This is a genomic window from Haemophilus sp. SZY H36 (genome assembly GCF_018829625.1).
Taxonomy (GTDB): domain Bacteria; phylum Pseudomonadota; class Gammaproteobacteria; order Enterobacterales; family Pasteurellaceae; genus Haemophilus; species Haemophilus haemolyticus_K.
This window is the reverse complement of sequence record NZ_JAHKKA010000001.1, coordinates 711,437-734,128: the sequence shown is the minus strand read 5'-3', so window position 1 is coordinate 734,128 and position 22,692 is coordinate 711,437. Positions and strand designations below refer to the sequence as shown.

Sequence of the window (22,692 nt, the reverse complement as noted above, 5' to 3'; positions counted from 1 at the left end):
CGTGGCTAATTAACATGAATAACAACAAGTATCAGGAGTAATCCAGTGGATTCTATGAATAAAAATCAAAATGAACAATCATCTCAAGATGAATTAGATTTAGGTCTTAATCAAGTTGAACCAATTACACCAAAGAAAGTGGTGCAACCTAGCGAGTCAATTTTTGATAAAGCAAAAGGTTTATTTGCTAAAAAAGATCATGTAGAAACAAATTTTCATGAGCGTAAAGAACCCACTTTTGGGCATACTTCAGCTCAAGAAAGCGCGCCTTTTATTTCTAGCGAAACATTGAGAACGGAACAAGAGCCTGTTATTCAGACTGTATCTGCAGAAGAGACAATATCTGCTGTTGAAGAAGAAATTAAAACTGAAACGATTGCCACAGAAACTGTTGAGCAAGCGGAAAAACGTACTTTAAGTCAACCAGAAAAATGGAAAGTGTTGCAAGTATTACCAGCAAAACATCGCCGTTTATTTATGGCTATTTTGGCGTTGGTCATTTTATTAATTATTTTCTTTGCATTAAAACCAAGTTCTGACACCGTTGAGTCTTTCACTCAATCTAACAGCAATGAAATCCCAGTGCAGTTCCAATCTTTAGATCAAAATCAACCAGTTGAAACCACGATTTTAGATAATCCACCAGCACAAAATCAGATGGCTGCAGAGCAAGCTAACCAACCTGAAAATGCGCCAAAAGCAGATGAATCAGCTAATAGTGCGACCGCTCAAAATCAACCTGAAAACATGGCTGCGCCACAAAATATGGCTCAAGCTCCTGTTCAAGCCTCAAATACAATGGATTCAGCTAAACCTATGCAAGCAGCTCAACCTGAGCAACCACAAACTCAAGCTCAAGTGGAACAGCCAAAAGCACCAACTGTTGTAGTGCCAGTTCAACCGGTGAAAAAAGTAGTCGAACAACAAGTTGCGCATAAAGATACTGCGAAAAAAGAAGTGAAAGTTGCTGAAAAAGTACATGTACCAGCAAAAGCAATTGAACAAACCGTCGCTAAAACAACTGGAAAAGCACCAATTGTTGAAGCAAAACCGATTCAAGTTAAAAAAGAAGCTAAGGTTCAAATCGTTGATGCAAAACCTGCAACGAAAGCAGCTGTACCAACTGCATCGGCGAAAACATTAACTGTGCCTAAAGGCGTTTCTCTTATGCAAGTATTCCGTGACAACCAACTTAATATTTCGGATGTTAATGCAATGAGTAAAGCAGCGGGTGCTGGCAATGTTTTAAGTAGCTTTAAACCGGGTGATAAAGTCGCGGTATCCGTAAATAGTCAAGGGCGAGTAAATGAAATGCGTTTATCTAACGGTGCACGATTTGTTCGTCAGTCTGATGGTTCTTATGAATATAAAAAATAATTTTTAGGGCGAGCAATCGCCCATTTTTCTTTTGCAAGTAGGATTTTATGTTTAAAAAAACGTTTCTAATTTTAACGGCACTTTGCTTGATCGGTTGTGCTCAAAATGGTTTACCAAAGAAGCCAGAGCCGCAAAAGATGCAGGTGGAAAAAGTAGATAAGGCTTTGCAAAAAGGTGAGGCTAAAGTTTATTTATGTAAAGATGACAAGCAAGTTCGTGTTGTTCATTCCACTCAAAAAAAACGTAAAAAATCATTGCATCACATTACGGTGACTTTCAATTCTATGTCAGAAAAATTGACATTAATGATTTCTGAGCGCGGTAAAAATTACGGCAATATTCGTTGGGCATGGCAAGAGCGCGATGATTTTAGTGTGCTAAAAACTAATTTAGGCGAAGTTTTAGCGGAACAATGTGTGTTACAACCCGTAGAGCGTTTATCCGGTAATTAATTGTGCAAACCGAACTCCAGCGTGGCTTTATTCTTCATCGTCGCCCTTATAGTGAAACGAGTCTTTTAGTGGATTTGTTTACTGAAGAAAGTGGTCGCCTAACCGTGATCGCCAAGGGCGCACGATCAAAGCGTTCATCTTGGAAGTCGGTCTTGCAACCTTTCACACCTTTATTGTTGCGTTGGACGGGAAAAAGCTTATTGAAAACCCTCACTAAAGCTGAACCCGCCGCAATTACACTTCCTTTACAACAAACCGCACTTTATAGCGGTTTTTATGTGAATGAGTTATTGACTCGTGTCATTGAGCCTGAAACGCCGAATCCTTCGCTGTTTCAACATTATTTAAAATGCTTAACGGGCTTGGCAACTGAACCCAATGTTGAGCCAACATTGCGTCTTTTTGAATTTCAACTTTTACAAATTCTCGGTTACGGCGTGGATTTTCTTCATTGTGCGGGTTCTGGCGAGCCGGTCGATTTCTCAATGACATATCGTTATCGTGAGGAAAGAGGTTTCATTGCATCCTTAGTGAAAGATAATCTCACCTTTTATGGAAGAGATTTGTTAGCCTTTGAAGCCCTCGATTTTTCTGATGATGCGGTACGTCAAGCGGCAAAACGTTTTACTCGTATTGCGCTTAAACCTTATCTTGGCGATAAACCATTAAAAAGCCGAGAATTATTCACTCAAAATATTTTACTTCTAAAATAATGGTTCTTCTTTATACCCCAAAGCAAAAAACAAACAATGTTCAAACCATTACGGCTAATATTCTTGATTTAGATTATCAAGGTTTAGGCGTGGCGAAAATTAATGGTAAAACTTGGTTTATTGAAAATGCACTTCCGAACGAAAAAGTGGAATGTCGTATTCTGGAAGATAAACGACAATATGGACATGCTATGGCAAAAAAATGGCGAGTAAAAAGTTCTGAACGTTTAGAACCTAAATGTGCTCATTTTATGCGTTGTGGTGGTTGCCAAGGGCAACATATTCCTATTGAAATGCAGAGGAAAGCGAAAGAATCCGCATTATTTAAACGATTAAGTAAATTACAGTCAGAGCCGATTTCATTTCAGCCTATGATTTGTGGCGATGCTTGGGCGTATCGTCGTCGTGTGCGTTTGAGTTTATGGTTTAACCCAAACACAAAACAAATCGAAATGGGCTTTCGTCAGAAAAATACGAATGATTTAATTACTGTTCAATCTTGCGAAGTGGCTGAACCTGCAATTAATTATTTACTGCCTAAATTAACCGCACTTCTAGAACAATTCTCTGCGCCGAAACAGCTTGGGCATATTGAACTTGTGGCGGCCGATAATGGCGTCGCAATGTTGTTACGTTACACCAAGAACCTAGCGGAAATTGACCGCACTTTATTGCTCAAATTTGCTGAACAAGAAAAGTTAATGCTGTTTTTACAAAGCGATGAAGGCATTGAACAAATCCATGGCGATTCACCTTATTATCAATTTTCTGATGGCATAAAATTACATTTTGATATTCGTGATTTTATCCAAGTAAATCGTGCATTAAATGAACGTATGGTCAATACAGCCTTGAATTGGCTTGAATTGAACCAACAGGATTGCGTGTTAGATTTATTTTGCGGCATGGGAAATTTTACGCTTCCTCTTGCCAAACGCGTGAAAAGTGCGGTAGGAATTGAAGGCGTTTTTGAAATGGTCCAAAAAGCGGCGCAAAATGCCGCTAGAAACCAAATCAAGAATATTGAATTTTTCCAAGCCGATCTTGACCAATCTTTTGTTGAACAACCTTGGGCTCGTCTGTCGTTCAATAAAATTTTGCTTGATCCTCCACGCAGTGGTGCAGCTTTCGCGTTAAATGCTTTGTGCGAGTTGAAAGCTGAGAAAATTTTATATGTGTCTTGTAATCCCGCAACATTAGTGCGCGATGCAGAAATTTTACGTGATTTTGGCTATAAGATTGAAAAAAGTGCGGTGATAGATATGTTCCCTCATACGGGGCATTTGGAATCGATAACGTTATTCACTACAAAATAACTCGGTTATTCGGTACAATATCCACCCAAAATAAAAGCGATAGGAAGTTGCTTGCTCTTCATCAACAAGGGGGTGTTATGGTTGCTGTTCGTGGTTCTCATTTGTTAAATCCGCAGGATTTTGTGATTGAACAATGGTGCGCTGGCTTAAAACTGGCAGAACAAACAGAAAAAAGTTTGATTGATGCGTGGTATTACGCACGTGACTTAATGAGCACCCATCCCGATGAAATGAAGAATGCTACCTTGATGCTTCAGTCCGGCGTGGAAATGGTAGAGATTTTGCACGAACTTAATATGGATACGGAAACATTGCTTACTGCAATGTTGTTTCCTATCGTTGCAAATAAATTAACAGACTGGGAAAGCCTAAAAGAAAAATTTGGTGCGAAAATCACTAAACTTCTCAAAGGCGTGTTGGAAATGGATAATATCCGCCAACTCAATGCCAGCCATTCCGCTAACGCACTGCAAGTGGATAATGTTCGCCGTATGTTGTTGGCGATGGTGGACGATTTCCGCTGCGTAATCATTAAACTTGCCGAACGCATTACTTTCTTGCGTGATGCAGAGCATCGTTGTGCTGAAGAAGAGAAAGTTCTTGCCGCTAAAGAATGTTCTAATATTTACGCCCCTCTTGCCAATCGTCTTGGGATTGGTCAGTTGAAATGGGAGTTAGAAGATTACTGCTTCCGTTATCTCCATCCTGAACAATATCGCGCTATTGCTAAATTATTGCAGGAGCGTCGTCTTGATCGTGAACATTACATTGCTGATTTCGTTAGCGAGTTGAGCGCTTATTTACGTGAAAGTATCGAGCAAGTGGAAGTCTATGGTCGTCCGAAACATATTTATAGCATTTGGCGCAAAATGCAGAAAAAGCATCTTGAGTTTAGTGGTTTATATGATGTAAGAGCGGTCAGAATTATCGTGCAAAAATTGCAAGATTGTTACACCGCACTTGGGATTGTGCATACTCAATTTAAACACTTACCCAAAGAATTTGACGATTATGTCGCGAACCCGAAACCGAACGGTTATCAATCTATTCATACTGTTGTTTTAGGTAAAGGTGGCAAGCCAATTGAAGTGCAAATTCGAACCCAACAAATGCATGATGATGCAGAGTTGGGCGTGGCGGCTCACTGGAAATACAAGGAAGGCAATACGGGCAGTATGTCTGCCTACGAAGAAAAAATTGCATGGTTGCGCAAATTGTTAGCTTGGCAAGATGATATTACTGATTCAGGCGAAGTGATGGCAGAGTTGCGTAGTCAAGTGTTTGATGACCGCGTGTATGTGTTTACGCCAAAAGGCGAAGTGGTGGATTTGCCAACGGGATCTACACCATTAGATTTTGCTTATGCAATTCATAGTGAAATTGGTCATCGCTGCATCGGGGCAAAAGTAGCAGGACGTATTGTGCCATTCACCTATCAGCTACAAATGGGTGATCAAATTGATATTATTACTCAGAAAAATCCGAACCCGAGCCGTGACTGGCTAAACCCAAATTTAGGATTTACTCACACGGCAAAATCTCGAGCCAAAATTCAAGCGTGGTTTAAAAAACAAGATCGCGATAAAAATATTCCAGCGGGTAAAGAATTACTTGATAATGAATTAGCGCGTTTGAATTTAAGTATAAAGCAAGTGGAACCTTATGCGTTACCACGCTATAACTTGAAAAATTTGGACGATCTTTATGCGGGTATTGGCAGTGGCGATATTCGTTTAAATAATTTAATCAATTTCTTGCAAAGTAAATTGATTAAAGTGACCGCTGAAGAAGCCGATCAGGAAATTTTACGCCATGTTGCTAACAAAAGTGCGGTAAATTCTCTACAGAAATCTGAGAAAAAAAATGGCTATGTGATTGTAGAAGGTGTGGGCAATCTTATGCATCATATTGCACGTTGCTGCCAGCCTATTCCTGGCGATGCGATTGTTGGTTATATCACAATGGGGCGTGGTATTTCTATTCACCGAGCGGATTGTGAACAGTTCTTAGATTTGCAAGCGGCCCATCCAGAACGCGTGGTGGAATCAATTTGGGGCGAAAATTACGCAAGTGGGTTTCATATTAATATCCGTATTGTGGCAGGCGATCGCAATGGCTTATTGCGGGATATTACGACGGTTCTGGCAAATGAAAAAATTAGCGTGTTAGGGGTGTCAAGCCGTGCTGATACCAAAAAACAGCTTGCTACTATTGATATGGAAATTGAACTCCATAATGTTGAAAGTTTGAGTAAAATATTGGCTCGATTAGCAAAATTAGATGATGTTATCGAAGCGAAACGTTTATAAAAATAGGAAAATTTATGTATAAAACGACGGGGCTAACCCATTTAATCAACTCCACTAAATATTCATTACAAGGCTTAAAAAGTGCGTTTAAAAATGAAACGGCTTTTCGCCACGAATGTTTTTTAGCCTGCATTTTAATTCCTCTTGCCTTTTTTCTAGGTGAGACAAAAATAGAAATTATCTTGATGATTTCTTCTGTTTTGCTTGTGATGGCATTAGAACTTTTAAACAGTGCGGTGGAAGCTGTAGTTGATCGCATTGGTACAGAACGCCACGAACTTTCAGGGCGTGCGAAAGATCAAGGTTCTGCATCGGTATTTATTGCTCTTTGTATTGTTGCTGTTGTTTGGGGGGGAATCCTATTTTTCTAACATACGGAATATTTTTTAAGGTACAGTATATTTTTGGGGCGGCTTATGGAAACATAAGCCGCTTTTAATTATTCATTTTACTTTTGGATATAATTTCTTGAGCCAAAAATAGCGGTACCAATTCTTACCATTGTTGATCCACATTTAATTGCGCTAGGCATATCATCCGTCATTCCCATAGAAAGTGTATCAATTTGTTGATTAGGTAAGGCTTGTTTTAGTTGTTCAAATAGATCGGACATTTTTCTGAATACAGCTTCTTGTTCTGCGATTTTATCGGTCGGCGCGGGTATTGCCATTAAGCCACGTAAGCGTAGGTGCGGTAAATTTTCGATGTGTTTTGCCAGTGTTAACATTTCTTCGGGTTGAATACCTGATTTACTTTCTTCATCGCTGATATTAACCTGAATCAAGACATTTAACGGTGTTTTGTTAGTTGGTCGTTGTTCATTTAAACGCTCTGCAATTTTTGCTCGATCAAGCGTTTGCATCCAATCAAAATATTCTGCCACGAGACGTGTTTTATTCGATTGTAATGGACCGATAAAATGCCATTTCAGGTTAATACCTTTAGATTCAAAATATTGGATCTTTTCTACACCTTCTTGCACATAATTTTCCCCAAAAGCCCTTTGTCCCGCTTGATAAGCCGAAAGAATAGCGGAAATAGGTTTGGTCTTTGATACGGCAAGTAATTTTACGGTATTTTGATTGCGTTTAGCTTCTTTGCAAGCCGTTTCAATTTTTTGATGAATTAGGTTGAGATTATGCTGGATATCCATAGGTTCTCCTTTATAAAAGTGCGGTTAGTTTACACGAAATTTATTTACTGAGAAAATTTCTGAAAAATTTGTTACTTTCTGTTTGACAAGCTCCGGAAATTTCGGTATTTCTTTACGCATTCATTTTTCAAGATAAAACACAATGAAAAATAACCGCACTTTATCCGTAATCATTAGCACGATTACCACTATTATGATGACCATTACTATGATTAATGGCGCGGGTTAGTGCACCAAAAAACAGGATACAGAAAACCCGCGATTCAACTGAATAGCGGGTTTTTTTATAAATTCAAAAACACAATATCTCTAGGAGAACCAATCATGCGCGTACTTAAATTTGGCGGCACTTCGCTTGCAAATCCGGAACGTTTTTCCCAAGCAGCGAAATTGATCGAGCAAGCTCATTTAGAAGAGCAGGCAGCGGGTGTTTTATCAGCACCAGCCAAAATAACTAATCATCTCGTCGCCCTTTCTGAAAAAGCTGCATTAAATCAACCAACCGATACGCATTTCAACGAAGCAATCGAAATTTTCTATAACATCATCAATGGATTACATGCCGAAAATAATCAATTCGACTTAAATGGCACCAAAGCGCTTATTGATGCTGAATTTGCTCAAATCAAAGGATTATTAGAAGAAATTCGCCAAGCAGGAAAAGTAGAAGATGCAGTTAAAGCGACGATTGATTGCCGTGGTGAAAAACTTTCTATCGTAATGATGAAAGCTTGGTTTGAAGCGCGTGACTATAGCGTATATATTGTGGATCCGGTCAAGCAATTATTAGCAAAAGGCGGTTATCTTGAATCTTCTGTTGAAATTGAAGAATCAACAAAACGTGTTGATGCAGCAAGTATCGCAAAAGATAAAGTAGTGCTTATGGCAGGCTTTACTGCGGGTAATGAAAAAGGTGAGTTAGTGCTGCTCGGTCGTAATGGGTCAGACTATTCTGCAGCCTGTTTAGCCGCTTGTTTAGGTGCAAGCGTATGCGAAATTTGGACCGATGTGGATGGGGTTTATACTTGTGATCCTCGTTTAGTGCCTGATGCCCGTTTATTACCAACTCTTTCTTATCGTGAAGCAATGGAACTTTCTTATTTCGGTGCGAAAGTGATTCATCCTCGTACGATAGGCCCATTGTTGCCACAAAATATTCCTTGTGTCATTAAAAATACAGGAAATCCTTCTGCGCCAGGTTCGATTATTGACGGCAATGTGAAATCAGAAGGTTTACAAGTCAAAGGTATCACTAACTTAGATAATTTGGCGATGTTTAATGTGTCAGGCCCTGGTATGCAAGGCATGGTAGGCATGGCATCTCGTGTCTTTTCAGCTATGTCAGGTGCAGGCATTTCAGTCATTTTAATTACCCAGTCTTCATCTGAATACAGTATTAGCTTCTGTGTGCCAGTGAAATCTGCAGAAGTCGCGAAAACTGTACTAGAAACTGAGTTTGCTAATGAACTAAATGAACATCAATTAGAACCAATTGAAGTGATTAAAGATTTATCCATTATTTCTGTTGTGGGCGATGGAATGAAGCAAGCGAAAGGCATTGCTGCTCGTTTCTTCTCTGCTTTAGCGCAGGCAAATATTAGCATTGTGGCGATTGCACAGGGTTCTAGTGAACGTTCAATTTCTGCAGTTGTGCCGCAAAATAAAGCGATTGAAGCGGTGAAAGCTACCCATCAGGCTCTTTTCAATAATAAAAAAGTAGTGGATATGTTTTTAGTGGGCGTTGGTGGAGTAGGCGGAGAATTAATTGAGCAGGTAAAGCGTCAAAAGGAGTATCTAGCAAAGAAGAATGTTGAAATTCGAGTTTGTGCTATTGCGAATTCCAACCGAATGTTGCTCGATGAAAATGGATTATGTTTAGACGATTGGAAAACCGATTTAGAAAATGCGACTCAGCCATCAGATTTTGATGTATTGCTTTCTTTCATTAAATTACATCATGTGGTGAATCCAGTATTTGTAGATTGTACCTCAGCTGAATCTGTAGCCGGGCTTTATGCTCGTGCGTTAAAAGAAGGTTTCCATGTGGTCACGCCAAATAAAAAAGCGAATACACGAGAATTAGCTTATTACAATGAGTTACGTCAAAACGCTCAAGCAAGCCAACATAAATTCTTATATGAAACGAATGTGGGCGCTGGTTTGCCAGTGATTGAAAATCTTCAAAACTTACTCGCTGCGGGTGATGAACTTGAATATTTTGAAGGCATTTTATCTGGCTCGCTTTCCTTTATTTTTGGTAAATTGGAGGAAGGACTTTCTCTTTCAGAAGTCACCGCACTTGCGCGTGAAAAAGGCTTTACTGAGCCAGATCCCCGAGATGATCTTTCAGGACAAGATGTAGCACGTAAATTATTAATTCTTGCTCGTGAAGCTGGAATTGAGCTTGAACTTTCTGATGTTGAAGTTGAGGGTGTATTGCCGAAAGGCTTCTCTGAAGGAAAATCGGCAGATGAATTTATGGCAATGTTGCCACAGCTGGATGAAGAGTTTAAAGCTCGTGTTTCCACCGCTAAAGCTGAAGGCAAAGTATTGCGTTATGTTGGAAAAATTTGCGAAGGTAAATGTAAAGTATCCATTGTTGCAGTCGATCAGAATAACCCACTTTATAAAGTGAAAGATGGTGAAAATGCTTTGGCATTTTATACTCGTTATTACCAACCTATCCCACTTTTATTACGTGGTTATGGAGCAGGCAATGCAGTTACTGCGGCAGGTATCTTTGCCGATATTTTAAGAACATTACAACATTAATAAGGATTCCCAATGTTAAGAATTTACGCCCCTGCATCTAGCGCGAATATTAGCGTAGGTTTTGATACTTTAGGCGCCGCGATCTCTCCTATTGATGGTTCATTGTTAGGTGATGTGGTTCAAATAGAATCTATTTCAAGTGGTTTTGAGTTAGAAAGTGCGGGTTATTTTGTTCGTAAATTACCGAAAGAACCACAAAAAAATATTGTTTACCAAGCTTATGTGCTATTTAGCGAGCAATTAAAATTACGCGGAGGAAATCTGAAGCCCTTGCGTTTAACGCTCGAAAAAAATATGCCTATTGGATCTGGTTTAGGCTCTAGTGCTTGTTCTATTGTTGCTGCATTAGTGGCATTAAATCAGTTTCATGATGAACCTTTTTCGAAAATGGAATTGCTTGAAATGATGGGCGAATTGGAAGGTCGTATTTCTGGTTCAATCCATTATGATAATGTTGCACCTTGCTATCTTGGCGGTGTGCAATTTATGGTGCAATCGCTCGGCAATATTTGTCAAAAATTGCCATTTTTTGATAATTGGTATTGGGTGTTAGCATATCCGGGAATTGAAGTTTCTACTGCTGAAGCTCGAGCAATTTTACCGAAAAGCTATACTCGACAAGACGTGATTGCCCATGGTCGTCATTTAGGTGGCTTTGTGCATGCTTGCCATACCCATCAGGAAAACCTTGCGGCGATTATGATGAAAGATGTCATTGCTGAACCTTATCGTGAATCTCTGCTACCTAATTTTGCTGAAGTAAAACAAGCTACGCGAGACTTAGGTGCACTTGCCACTGGTATTTCAGGCTCAGGGCCAACAATTTTCTCTATTGCTCCTGATTTACAAACTGCAATTAAACTTTCAACTTATTTAGAGAATCATTATTTACAAAATAATGAAGGTTTTGTGCATGTATGTAAGGTCGATAATGAAGGCGCAAGAGAAATTAAATAAGCATAATTTAAATAGATAAAATTAAAAACGGATTAAATATGAATTTATACAATATCAAACATCCCGAAGAACAAACCACTTTTTCTCAGGCTGTTCGTCAAGGACTTGGTCGGGATCAAGGTTTATTCTTTCCTGAAGTAATTCCTCAACTTAATAACATTGATGAATTACTTGAATTGCCTCTTGTTGAGCGTAGTCAAAAAATCTTAGGTGCGTTAATTGGTGAAGAATTACCGAAAGCAACGTTAGACGAGATGGTAAAAAATGCATTCACTTTCACCGCACCTTTAGAAAAAGTGGAAGATAATATTTATGCACTTGAATTATTTCATGGTCCTACATTAGCATTCAAAGACTTTGGTGGCCGTTTTATGGCTCAGGCACTTGCAGCAGTTCGTGGTGATGGAAAAATCACCATTCTAACGGCTACATCTGGCGATACCGGAGCCGCTGTAGCACATGCGTTTTATGGATTAGAAAATATTAATGTAGTTATCCTTTATCCAAAAGGCAAAATCAGCCCATTACAAGAAAAGCTATTCTGTACTTTAGGTGGGAATATTCGTACTGTTGCGATTAATGGTGATTTTGATGCGTGTCAGGCTTTGGTTAAGCAAGCCTTTGATGATGTTGAATTGCGCCAAGCTATCGGGCTTAACTCTGCAAATTCTATTAATATCAGCCGCTTATTAGCTCAAGTTTGTTATTACTTTGAGGCTGTAGCACAATTGCCAAAAGAAAAACGTGATAATGTTGTGGTTTCTGTGCCAAGTGGTAATTTTGGTAACTTAACTGCGGGATTAATTGCAAAAACCTTAGGCTTGCCAATAAAACGCTTTGTCGCCTCAACAAACGCAAATGATACAGTGCCACGTTATTTGAAATCGGGAAATTGGGATCCTAAAACGACAGTTGCAACCCTTTCTAATGCAATGGATGTAAGTCGCCCAAATAATTGGCCGAGAGTGGAAGAATTGTTTAAACGAAATGGCTGGAATTTAAGTGATTTAGGTTCGGGTATGCTAAGTGATAGTGAAACTGAAGATACTTTAAAAGCGATGCAGGCAAAAGGTTATTTATGTGAACCTCACGGTGCGATAGCTTACCAAGTGCTGAAAGATCAACTTAAAGCAGGTGAAACAGGAATCTTCCTATGTACAGCGCATCCTGCAAAATTTAAAGAATCTGTAGAACGTATTCTTGGTATTCAGTTACCATTGCCAGAAGCTCTAGATAAACATAATCAACTGCCATTGCTTTCTGATGAAATGGATAATGATTTTGCACAACTACGGGCTTACTTATTGAAGTAATAAAGTGCGGTAAATTTTTATTGTATTTTGGATAGCGCTTGATATTTAAGCGCTATTTTATTTTTGAAAAATAGGGGAAGTATAATGATAGTGGGGCCTTATATTAATGCGGCAGCAATTATTACTGGCGCATTAATCGGTGCAATGATTGGTGGAAAATTACCAGAACGATTACGAGTTAATTTAACATTAATTTTTGGTTTGTGTTCAATGTGTATGGGAATAGTAATGCTTTCTAAAGTAGAAAGTATGCCAGCAATGGTTTTATCTATACTGATTGGAACAATTATTGGTGAAATCATCTTGCTTGAAAATGGTATTAATAAATTGGCTAGCTATGCTAAAAGTCTAGTAGAACGGGTATTTCCTTCTGCCCCTAAAGGGATTAGTCATGATGAATTTTTAGGAAAATTTGTGGCTCTTGTGATTCTTGCTTCTTTTAGTGGAACTGGAATCTTTGGTGCAATGAATGAAGGCATGACAGGGGACCCAAGCATCTTAATCATAAAATCTTTCTTGGACTTTTTCACTGTAATGATTTTTGCAACAACATTAGGTTATGCGGTGACAACAATTTTTATCCCACAAACCGTATTACAATCTATTTTGGCATATTCAGCAGTATTTATTATCCCTTTTGTCACACCTGAAATGCGTGCTGATTTTGGCGCTGTAGGTGGAGTGTTGATGATTGCTACAGGTTTTCGAATTTGCAATATTCAAATTTTCCACGTAGCAAATATGCTACCGGCACTTTTTTTAGCAATGCCGATTTCTCATCTTTGGCAAAGTTTTTTTTAATAGAGAAGAAAAATAGCTATAAATTTATTTATAGCTATTTTTTATTTCTATTTTTTAGTTGATTTTATTTCAGATATCTCTCTACCATAATTTACACAAATAATTTGTGCAGCATTATAAAGTGTAGTATTAGGCATTAGGCGTAAAGTATGTTTTTTTTGCTTTTTAGGGGCTGCACGTACGCCTTCGCCCCAAAATTCATCGTAGAAGTCAGTACGGACTTGGGTTAAGTGATAGTTTTGGCAATTTAATATTTTATATTGTCGAACGGAACGTGCATAACGTTTAGTTTCTGGATAAACAAATAAACCTTTATCTAAGTTTATCACTGCATCAAAATGGACAATTTGAGGTTCTTCATTATCAACCCAAATTGAACTAGTATCGATATAGTAATTTATATCTTTCACTAGACGAATATAGCCATTTCTAATTTCTGTTGGTGTTGCGAGTTTTACATCTTGTTGTATTGGATTTTGTTTAGGATGAATAGAACAAGCGCTAAGCAACCCAAATGATAATATTAAAATCAGTTTTTTCATTATTCACTCCTTATGTTAGCTAACATTCATTCTAAAATTTTACAGTGTGCCCGTAACCTTCTAGGATTGTTTTAATATGCTCTAACGATTCTTTGGTAGGCGGCAATACATCTTCAAGCTCATAATCTAACCCAAGGGTTTTCCATTTATGCGCACCTAATCGATGATAAGGAAGAAGTTCAACTTTTTCAATATTGGTCATACCTTCAATAAACTGACCTAATAAATGCACATCGTGATCGCTATCGGTATAACCAGGAACCACAACATAACGAATCCATGTACGTTGATTACGTTTTTGCAAATATTTTGCAAATTCAAGGGTACGTTTATTTGGTACCCCAATAAGATTTTGATGAACTTGATCGTTAAGCTCTTTTAAATCGAGTAAAACAAGATCTGTTACATCTAATAATTCATCAATAATATGATCATAATGACGTACAAAACCATTTGTATCTAAGCAAGTATTAATCCCTTCTGCTTTACAAGCACGGAACCAATCACGCACAAACTCTGCTTGTAACACAGCCTCACCGCCAGATGCGGTGACGCCACCTCCAGTGGCATTCATAAAATGGCGATAAGTCACCACTTCTTTCATTAAATCTTCGACACTGATTTCTTTACCACCTTCAAGATCCCAAGTATCACGATTGTGGCAATATTTGCATCGCATCAAGCAGCCTTGCATAAATAAAATAAAACGAATACCAGGCCCATCTACAGTGCCACAGGATTCAAAAGAGTGAATTCGTCCAAGAACTGACATACATAAATTTCCTAAAACTAGATATAGCTAAATTTTACCAAAGATTTAGTTTATAAAAAATGAGCCTGATTTAAATCAGGCTCATAATTAAAATATATTTATCAAAGTGCGGTCATTATTCGCTGACTTTTTGAAAAGTTTGCACCACTGGTGCTTGTTCACAATACTCGACCAATACAGGTACAATTGAGGTAAAGTGTGGCGTTGCAAAATGTTGTTCTAAATCGGCTTTGCTTTTCCATTGCTCAATAAAAACATAATGATTAGCTTGTTCGCTATTTTGTTGTAATTCATAAGATACGCATCCTATTTCTTGACGAGTATGCTTAATTAATTCTTTGCATTGAGTTAGAAAATCATTAATTTTGTCCGCTTTTACTGAAAATTGGGCAATAACTGTTAGCATAATTTGCTCTCCTATATATAAAAATAAACCACTCACAAAACTATTCTGTGAGTGGTTTATATTAAAACATAATTTTATTTACTTAGAAAGACTCAGTAAATGTACGAGTTACGACGTCTTGTTGTTGCTCTTTAGTTAAAGAGTTGAAACGTACTGCGTAACCAGATACACGAATGGTTAATTGCGGATATTTGTCCGGATTTTCCATTGCATCTAACAACATTTCACGGTTTAACACATTCACATTTAAGTGTTGACCGCCCTCTACTGTTGCTTCGTGGTGGAAGTAACCATCCATTAAGCCAGCAAGATTACGGCGTTGTGCTTCTGCATCTTTACCTAACGCATTTGGTACGATTGAGAAGGTATAAGAAATACCATCTTTCGCGTAAGCAAATGGAAGTTTAGCTACAGAAGTTAATGATGCTACCGCACCTTTTTGGTCACGACCATGCATTGGGTTAGCACCTGGTCCGAATGGCGCGCCAGCACGACGACCATCTGGGGTGTTACCAGTTTTCTTACCATAAACCACGTTAGAAGTAATGGTTAATACAGATTGTGTAGGCACTGCATTGCGGTAAGTTTTAAGTTTTTGAATTTTCTTCATGAAACGTTCAACTAAGTCACAAGCGATATCATCAACACGGTTATCGTTGTTACCATATTGTGGATATTCACCTTCGATTTCAAAGTCGATTGCTACGTTAGTTGCAACAACATTGCCATCTTTATCTTTGATGTCGCCACGAACTGGTTTAACTTTCGCATATTTGATTGCTGAAAGTGAGTCAGCCGCAACAGAAAGACCTGCAATACCACAAGCCATAGTACGGTATACATCACGGTCATGTAATGCCATTAATGCTGCTTCGTATGAATATTTATCGTGCATATAGTGGATTACGTTTAAGGCAGTCACATATTGTTTTGCCAACCAATCCATAAAGCTGTCCATACGGGTCATTACAGTGTCGAAATCTAATACTTCATCAGTAATTGGTGTAGTTTTCGGACCTACTTGCATACCTAATTTTTCATCGATACCGCCGTTGATTGCGTATAACAATGTTTTCGCTAAGTTTGCACGTGCACCGAAGAATTGCATTTGTTTACCCACAACCATTGGTGATACACAACATGCGATTGCGTAGTCATCGTTGTTGAAGTCTGGACGCATTAAATCATCGTTTTCGTATTGAACTGATGAGGTATCAATCGATACTTTTGCACAGAAACGTTTGAAGTTTTCAGGTAATTGTTCAGACCAAAGAATGGTTAAGTTTGGTTCTGGAGAAGTACCCATGTTGTAAAGGGTATGTAAAATACGGAATGTATTTTTGGTTACTAATGTACGACCGTCTAACCCCATACCTGCGATAGTTTCAGTTGCCCACATTGGGTCACCTGAGAATAATTGATCGTATTCAGGTGTACGTAAGAAACGAACCATACGGAGTTTCATGACTAAGTGGTCAACTAATTCTTGCGCTTCAGTTTCAGTAATTTTACCTGCTTGTAAATCACGTTCGATATAGATATCGATAAAGGTTGCAGTACGACCGAATGACATTGCCGCACCATTTTGTGATTTGATTGCAGCAAGATAAGCAAAGTACATCCATTGAATGGCTTCTTGAGCATTAGTTGCTGGGTTAGAAATATCATAACCATAGCTTGCAGCCATTTGTTTTAATTGGCCTAATGCACGGTGTTGTTCTGCGATTTCTTCACGTAAACGAATTGTTGCTTCAAGATTTACGCCATCTTCTAAATCTTTTTGTAAAGAAGAGAATTGTGCGTATTTATCTTTCATTAAGAAATCTACACCGTAAAGCGCTACACGACGGTAGTCACCGATGATACGACCACGACCATAAGCATCAGGAAGACCAGTTAATACACCAGATTTACGACAACGTAAAATATCTGGCGTATAAACATCGAATACACCTTGGTTATGTGTTTTACGGTATTCAGTGAAGATTTTTTTCACTTCAGGATCTAATTCTCGACCGTAAATTTTGCATGACCCTTCTACCATTTTGATACCACCAAATGGCATAATGGCACGTTTTAAAGGCTCATCAGTTTGAAGACCAACGATTTTTTCTAAGTCTTTGTTAATGTAACCTGGTGCGTGAGAAGTAATTGTTGAAGGCGTATGCTCGTCAAAATCTAATGGCGCATGTGTGCGGTTCTCAACTTTGATTCCTTCCATTACGGTCTCCCAAAGTTTTGTTGTCGCTTCAGTTGGACCCGCTAAGAAAGAATCATCACCTTCATATGGGGTGTAGTTTTTTTGGATAAAGTCACGTACATTGACATTTTCTTGCCAATCACCACCAGTAAAACCAGCCCACGCTAATTTTTGCGCTTCATTAAGTTCTGACATAGTCATTTCCTTTGTTAATTAATAAATAAGTAAATAAATCTTTAATGCGTTTTGGTTAAATAACGTTGGAATACACCCATGCAAATTGCCCCGCCGACAATATTTCCCAACGTTACGGGAATTAAATTCTTCACAATGAAATGATACAAATCTAAATCTGCGTATTTCATCGGATCAACGCCGATTTGTTGCCAAAATTCAGGAGTACTAAAATGTGCAGTAATAATTCCCATCGGAATCATAAACATATTAGCCACACAGTGTTCAAATCCTGACGCAACAAACAAACCAATCGGCATAATCATAATAAAAGCTTTGTCTGTAACAGTCTTACCAGAATAAGACATCCAAATCGCCACACACACCATAATGTTACATAAAATACCTAGGTTAAAAGCTTCAAACCAAGTGTGATGAATTTTATGTTGGGCGGTTGCGAGAATTGTTAAACCCCATTGGCCATTTGCTGCCATTGTTTGTCCACCAAACCAAATAACAGCCGCAATAAATAAACCACCAACGAAGTTGCCTAAATACACCACGATCCAATTTCGAATCATTTGTGTCGTGGTGATTCTACCGCCCACTCGGGCGACTAAAGTTAAAGTAGAAGAAGTGAATAATTCAGAGCCCAGAATTACCACCATAATTACACCTAATGAGAATACTAACCCACCCACTAATTTGGTCAGTCCCCAAGGTGCTCCGGCACTGGCAGCTTGTGTTGTCGTGTAAAATACAAAAGCTAAAGCAATACAAGCTCCAGCACTAATGCCAGACATAAATGATAAAAATGGACGTTTATTTGCTTTATAAGTAGCTGTACTTTCTGCATAATCCGTTGCTTCAACAGGTGTGAGCGCAACAGAAGACAGTTTTTGAATTTCTGATGCCATAATCAAACTCCAAATATTAAAAAAGTTGATGAAAATTTAATACTTCTAATATGTTTACAACTTCAAATACTTCTACCACCGAGGACATTTTACTCTTTTAATTTTTCATTTCAAAGAAATGCTACGATTTATTCTAACAAAATTTGATATTTTGCAAGATTTTTTCAGATAAAATAACCATAACTCTTTAGTAATAGTTTTTAGGTAAAAAAATAACCGCACTTTTATCAAAAAAGACAAAAGTGCGGTTAATTTTCCTGGTTATTTTAGCAATACTCAGGACACATTAAGGTACAAAATAATGAGGTATAAAATGGCTATCATTCCCTGTCACTGCAGTAAAATCTTCGCGTAATCCCATACCGCAAGCCACATCACCCACAACCCAAGAGCCGATAATGGGATACATTCCATCAAAACTCGGTAATTCAAATTTTTGTTGATAAACATAACCTGAATTAGCATAAAACGTAGAGTGTTCGCTTCCTTTCGCTGCAAATTCTACGCCATTGTTTTTCTCATAATAGAATACATTGGCACCTTCTCGACCTAACAATGGTTTTTTAACCCACATCGATAAATCTTTTGGTAATTCGAAAGGCGTAAAATAAGCAGGCAATAAATTCGGATGATTCGGATAACGTGCCCAAAGTTTTGCCAATAGCGCTTTATTACTTAACAGCATTTTCCACGCAGGCTCAATAAATCGTGTTTCAGCGGTTGTAATATGGCGAGCAAACTCAGCGTGGCTTAGCCATTCTAGCGGATACAATTTAAATAACATTTCAATAGGCTGATCATTTAAATCTACAAATTTTTTTGTTTCACTGTTATAGCCAATATCTTCCACCGCTAATTGATGAATATTCCAACCCGCGTTATAAGCCACATCAGCTAAATAATCTACATTGCCCCAATCTTCACGACCAGCATCTTGCATGGCACTTAAATGGAAATCTGTTTTGCCACTTTGTTGTTTCAAAAATTGGAAATGTTTTATTAATTCTTCATGAATCCAGTTAAATTGATCACGATGTCTCAAGCTCTCAATTTGCTCCAACCACTGCCATTGAACAACCGCAGCCTCCAACAAAGATGTTGGCGTATCTGCGTTATATTCAAACATTTTGAGGTTGTCGCCATCATAGCCAAAATCAAAGCGTCCATATAAATAAGGATCTTGATTACGCCAAGAGCTTTCAATAAGCTGTTTTTGCAACTCCGTAAAACGATAATTTTCATAATCGCCTTTTTTAATTTCATCTGCCGCAAAATCTAAACACATTGAATGTAATTCATTAGTTGTATCCTCAATGCGATCAATTTCCGCTAAGGTAAATTCATAGGCGACATTATCAGACCAATAATGAGATCCATCACTAGAAGGCAAATTATAGTAATCAAATCCAACATTAAGTAGCTGCTGCACCATATCTGGTCGAGTAGGAAACCCAGTTACACGTTTCATTTAGCCCCCACTGCTACGATTAGTATTATTTGGGCTACTAAAACCACCACGAGATACAGGTTTGCTATTCATGCTTCCTGCATTTCCTTTCACGAGCATTGGTTTTCCAACAGAACGATTTGTTTGCGGTTGCACAACTTGCCCTGTTGGCGTGGTGACAGCTCGATTTCCAGGATGATAGCTTGGACCAAGGAAACTACTAATTGCACGTGCCGCCATATACCCCATAACGCCACCAGCAATTGCAGCCCCTAAAGAAGGATCAGTACTTTCAGCTTTTGCTGTCGATTCAGCATTGTTCTCACTTTGATTGACTTGTGCATTATTTTCAGCTGGATTTTTTACCGCACTTTCTGCATTACCGTTATCACGAATATTTAAACCAAGCCCCTGTTGTGGTGTAGTCTCAGTTTTCTGAGTACTTTCAGTATTTTTATCTGCTTCACAAAGCTCAATTTTTTTCCAATCCGCTAAACAATCGTCTAAAGACTGATAGACATCACGTTGTACTTGTTCTTCTGAACAGCCTCCTAATAAGGCCACAATAGATAAACTAACTAAAATTTGATTTTTCTTTTTCATTGTTCTCAATTTTTATCGAATGGTTTTCACGCCTAGCCATTGCTCGGCCTGTTTATTAGTAATTTCTTCACGAGTCCACATACTCATTAGATCTGGTTGTGGATATTTATTGCTGTTATAGCCGACTAAACGAGCAAAATCAAATACGGCATGAGGATAGCCATTAATAAGCAACAAGGCTAAATAACCACTTTCATCCCAACAAATTTCAAGTTTGCGTGCCTCATGATGATTAGAGGTTGAATCAACATTATACACGTGCAACATATCAACTATTGGTTGAGCATTTTGACGCATATCAAGTGCATAAAAATAGCCTGTTTCTCCGTCATCTTCAAACATTACAGCAAAATGCTCAAATACCGTAGAATGCGTTCCCACTTGCTTTGGCGTTCCTAAAAAGAGTTCATCCTCTAAAGTTAAATGTAACATAATCTTTCCTAATCAAATTGTGTAATCCAATGGCAACTATTATATGCTTGAAAACAAAGCTCTACTTGAGCTTTCGTATTTTTTGTATCATTCATTGGTGGAAGTTTATCCAAGGAAAAATAAGCAGACTCCAACGTTTCACTGTTCTTCTTAAATTCACCTGACAATCTTTCACACATAATAAAAGCCTTCTGTACACGATGAGCCAAAGGTGGATAGTTATGCTTATGCTGGTCGTGGATTGCAATAATAAAAGTTGGCTTCACATCAAGCCCTGCTTCCTCATACACCTCTTTTACTGTATTACTATGAAGTGTCTCCAATACATCAACCCATCCCCCAGGCAATGACCAAAGTCCATCATTTTCTAGCACTAACAAAATTTTATCGTCTTGAAAAATCGCTGCCCGAGTATCTATTTTTGGAGTTTGGTAGCCATCCTCATTACAAAAAAGATTTTTAACCGTTTCTTTTGGTATTGCCATTTTATGGCTAATCATTTCAGCTGCTAAATCTCGAAGTCGCTCATAGCGTTCTATATCATAAATATTTTTACAATAAGCCAAGCCACTTTGTGCAATACTTTGAATTTCAATCGCCCAAGATAACCAAGGTTCAGTAAGCAGTAAATCAGATTGAGTGTTCATAAAAACTCCCTAAAAAAACACCGCACTTTTATACAAAGTGCGGTGAGATTTTACAGTAAATTCAGCGTGAATTACGCTTGACCTTTAACCGCTTTTAAGCCTGGGAATGCTGCTGGAGTACCAGCACGTTCTAATGCTTCTTCGATACGGATTAATTGGTTGTATTTCGCAATACGGTCAGAACGGCTCATAGAACCAGTTTTGATTTGACCTGCTGCTGTACCCACCGCTAAATCAGCGATAGTCGCATCTTCGGTTTCACCTGAACGGTGAGAGATTACAGCGGTGTAACCTGCATCTTTAGCCATTTTGATTGCGGCTAAAGTTTCAGTTAAAGAACCGATTTGGTTGAATTTAATTAAGATGGAGTTTGCAATACCTTTTTCGATACCTTCTTTTAAGATTTTGGTGTTAGTTACGAATAAGTCGTCGCCCACTAATTGAACGCGGTCGCCTAACACTTTAGTTTGGTATGCAAAACCTTCCCAGTCAGATTCATCTTGACCATCTTCGATAGATACGATTGGGTATTGTTTAGTTAACTCTTCAAGATAGTGTGTGAACTCTTGAGAAGTGAATGAACGGCCTTCGCCTTTCATTTCGTATTTGCCAGTTTCTTTGTTGTAGAACTCAGAAGATGCGCAGTCCATCGCTAAAGTTACATCTTTACCTAATACGTAACCTGCTTTTTCAACTGCTTCTTTGATACATGCTAAAGCGTCAGCGTTAGAGGCCAAGTTTGGTGCGAAACCACCTTCGTCACCAACTGCAGTGCTCATGCCTTTAGCTTTTAATACTTTCGCAAGGTTGTGGAATACTTCAGCACCGATACGAAGTGCTTCACGTAATGTTTTCGCACCCACTGGTTGAATCATAAATTCTTGGATATCAACGTTGTTATCTGCATGTTCGCCACCGTTAATGATGTTCATCATTGGTAATGGCATAGAGTAAACGCCTGGTGTGCCGTTAAGTTCAGCGATGTAAGTGTAAAGTGGTAAACCTTTAGATGCTGCAGCTGCTTTTGCGTTTGCTAAAGATACCGCTAAGATTGCATTTGCACCAAAGTTAGATTTGTTTTCGGTTCCGTCTAAATCGATCATGATTTGGTCGATTTCAGCTTGGTTAGACGCATCTTTACCAAGAATTGCTTCAGCAATTGGGCCATTTACTGCTGCTACAGCTTTTAATACGCCTTTACCTAAGAAACGAGATTTGTCACCATCGCGCAATTCTAATGCTTCGCGAGAACCAGTTGATGCACCAGATGGAGCCGCAGCTAAACCAACAAAACCACCTTCTAAGTGAACTTCAGCTTCAACAGTTGGATTACCGCGTGAGTCGATGATTTCGCGACCAATCACTTTAACGATTTTTGCCATTTTTATT

At 38.5% G+C, this 22,692-nt stretch carries 21 protein-coding genes and 1 other annotated feature; of the genes, 10 read left to right on the top strand and 11 right to left on the bottom strand.

The window, feature by feature from the left end; genetic code table 11:
* The first annotated feature begins 45 nt into the window (after window positions 1-45).
* From oapA to KP713_RS03240, 6 genes are all read left to right on the top strand, one after another.
* Window positions 46-1,377 carry an opacity-associated protein OapA gene (oapA, locus tag KP713_RS03265; protein WP_215769850.1) on the top strand — a complete coding sequence of 444 codons (1,332 nt, stop codon included), beginning with the start codon at window positions 46-48 and terminating at the stop codon, window positions 1,375-1,377.
* A 47-nt stretch (window positions 1,378-1,424) separates the two neighbouring features.
* Window positions 1,425-1,829, top strand: coding sequence for an Opacity-associated protein OapB (locus KP713_RS03260; RefSeq protein ID WP_118813508.1), 405 nt, complete (start codon window positions 1,425-1,427; stop codon window positions 1,827-1,829).
* A gap of 2 nt (window positions 1,830-1,831) precedes the next feature.
* Entirely contained in the window at window positions 1,832-2,542 is a 711-nt protein-coding gene (gene recO, locus KP713_RS03255) for a DNA repair protein RecO (protein ID WP_215769849.1), read from the top strand.
* Window positions 2,542-3,858 carry a 23S rRNA (uracil(1939)-C(5))-methyltransferase RlmD gene (gene rlmD, locus KP713_RS03250; RefSeq protein ID WP_215769848.1) on the top strand — a complete coding sequence of 439 codons (1,317 nt, stop codon included), beginning with the start codon at window positions 2,542-2,544 and terminating at the stop codon, window positions 3,856-3,858. Before recO ends, rlmD begins: the two co-directional genes overlap by 1 nt.
* Before the next feature lie 77 nt (window positions 3,859-3,935).
* Complete coding sequence (gene relA / locus KP713_RS03245; RefSeq protein ID WP_215769847.1) at window positions 3,936-6,167, top strand: GTP diphosphokinase; 2,232 nt, start codon at window positions 3,936-3,938, stop codon at window positions 6,165-6,167.
* 14 nt (window positions 6,168-6,181) lie between these two features.
* Complete coding sequence (locus KP713_RS03240; RefSeq protein ID WP_140581360.1) at window positions 6,182-6,538, top strand: diacylglycerol kinase; 357 nt, start codon at window positions 6,182-6,184, stop codon at window positions 6,536-6,538.
* A gap of 77 nt (window positions 6,539-6,615) precedes the next feature.
* Here the strand turns inward: KP713_RS03240 and KP713_RS03235 are convergent, their stop codons facing one another.
* Window positions 6,616-7,320 (bottom strand): YggS family pyridoxal phosphate-dependent enzyme, encoded by a 705-nt coding sequence (locus tag KP713_RS03235; protein ID WP_215769846.1) that lies wholly within the window; start codon window positions 7,318-7,320, stop codon window positions 6,616-6,618.
* Window positions 7,321-7,490: 170 nt separating this feature from the next.
* Window positions 7,491-7,609 (top strand) — a sequence feature (Thr leader region).
* A 35-nt stretch (window positions 7,610-7,644) separates the two neighbouring features.
* On the opposite strand from KP713_RS03235, the gene thrA reads away from it, so the two are divergent.
* The 4 genes from thrA (at window position 7,645) to KP713_RS03215 (ending at window position 13,163) form a co-directional block, all read left to right on the top strand.
* Window positions 7,645-10,092 carry a bifunctional aspartate kinase/homoserine dehydrogenase I gene (gene thrA / locus KP713_RS03230; protein WP_215769845.1) on the top strand — a complete coding sequence of 816 codons (2,448 nt, stop codon included), beginning with the start codon at window positions 7,645-7,647 and terminating at the stop codon, window positions 10,090-10,092.
* A gap of 12 nt (window positions 10,093-10,104) precedes the next feature.
* The gene (gene thrB / locus KP713_RS03225; protein ID WP_005638998.1) at window positions 10,105-11,049 is read left to right on the top strand and encodes a homoserine kinase; all 945 of its coding nucleotides are present in this window, start codon (window positions 10,105-10,107) and stop codon (window positions 11,047-11,049) included.
* Between the two features lie 38 nt (window positions 11,050-11,087).
* The gene (gene thrC, locus KP713_RS03220; protein WP_215769844.1) at window positions 11,088-12,362 is read left to right on the top strand and encodes a threonine synthase; all 1,275 of its coding nucleotides are present in this window, start codon (window positions 11,088-11,090) and stop codon (window positions 12,360-12,362) included.
* An 84-nt stretch (window positions 12,363-12,446) separates the two neighbouring features.
* Window positions 12,447-13,163 (top strand): DUF554 domain-containing protein, encoded by a 717-nt coding sequence (locus KP713_RS03215; RefSeq protein WP_065264499.1) that lies wholly within the window; start codon window positions 12,447-12,449, stop codon window positions 13,161-13,163.
* 47 nt (window positions 13,164-13,210) lie between these two features.
* Here the strand turns inward: KP713_RS03215 and KP713_RS03210 are convergent, their stop codons facing one another.
* The 10 genes from KP713_RS03210 to eno all read right to left on the bottom strand — a co-directional run bounded on the left by KP713_RS03210 (window position 13,211) and on the right by eno (window position 22,685).
* Window positions 13,211-13,705: a surface-adhesin E family protein gene (locus KP713_RS03210; RefSeq protein ID WP_215769843.1), complete on the bottom strand. Its 495-nt coding sequence runs from the start codon at window positions 13,703-13,705 to the stop codon at window positions 13,211-13,213.
* A gap of 31 nt (window positions 13,706-13,736) precedes the next feature.
* Complete coding sequence (gene pflA / locus KP713_RS03205; RefSeq protein ID WP_005635116.1) at window positions 13,737-14,477, bottom strand: pyruvate formate lyase 1-activating protein; 741 nt, start codon at window positions 14,475-14,477, stop codon at window positions 13,737-13,739.
* A 115-nt stretch (window positions 14,478-14,592) separates the two neighbouring features.
* Window positions 14,593-14,883: a putative quinol monooxygenase gene (locus tag KP713_RS03200; RefSeq protein ID WP_215769842.1), complete on the bottom strand. Its 291-nt coding sequence runs from the start codon at window positions 14,881-14,883 to the stop codon at window positions 14,593-14,595.
* Window positions 14,884-14,965: 82 nt separating this feature from the next.
* Window positions 14,966-17,278: a formate C-acetyltransferase gene (gene pflB, locus KP713_RS03195; RefSeq protein WP_215769841.1), complete on the bottom strand. Its 2,313-nt coding sequence runs from the start codon at window positions 17,276-17,278 to the stop codon at window positions 14,966-14,968.
* A 41-nt stretch (window positions 17,279-17,319) separates the two neighbouring features.
* Window positions 17,320-18,174, bottom strand: coding sequence for a formate transporter FocA (gene focA / locus KP713_RS03190; RefSeq protein ID WP_215769840.1), 855 nt, complete (start codon window positions 18,172-18,174; stop codon window positions 17,320-17,322).
* A gap of 286 nt (window positions 18,175-18,460) precedes the next feature.
* Window positions 18,461-19,642, bottom strand: coding sequence for a glutathionylspermidine synthase family protein (locus KP713_RS03185; protein ID WP_215769839.1), 1,182 nt, complete (start codon window positions 19,640-19,642; stop codon window positions 18,461-18,463).
* Window positions 19,643-20,224: a DUF1190 domain-containing protein gene (locus KP713_RS03180; RefSeq protein ID WP_215769838.1), complete on the bottom strand. Its 582-nt coding sequence runs from the start codon at window positions 20,222-20,224 to the stop codon at window positions 19,643-19,645.
* Between the two features lie 12 nt (window positions 20,225-20,236).
* Entirely contained in the window at window positions 20,237-20,656 is a 420-nt protein-coding gene (locus KP713_RS03175) for a DUF2251 domain-containing protein (RefSeq protein ID WP_005636440.1), read from the bottom strand.
* A gap of 8 nt (window positions 20,657-20,664) precedes the next feature.
* A complete protein-coding gene (locus KP713_RS03170) occupies window positions 20,665-21,303 on the bottom strand; it encodes an NUDIX hydrolase N-terminal domain-containing protein (RefSeq protein ID WP_215769837.1) in 639 nt (212 codons plus the stop codon).
* A gap of 71 nt (window positions 21,304-21,374) precedes the next feature.
* Window positions 21,375-22,685 carry a phosphopyruvate hydratase gene (eno, locus tag KP713_RS03165; RefSeq protein WP_215769836.1) on the bottom strand — a complete coding sequence of 437 codons (1,311 nt, stop codon included), beginning with the start codon at window positions 22,683-22,685 and terminating at the stop codon, window positions 21,375-21,377.
* Between the last annotated feature and the right edge of the window lie 7 nt (window positions 22,686-22,692).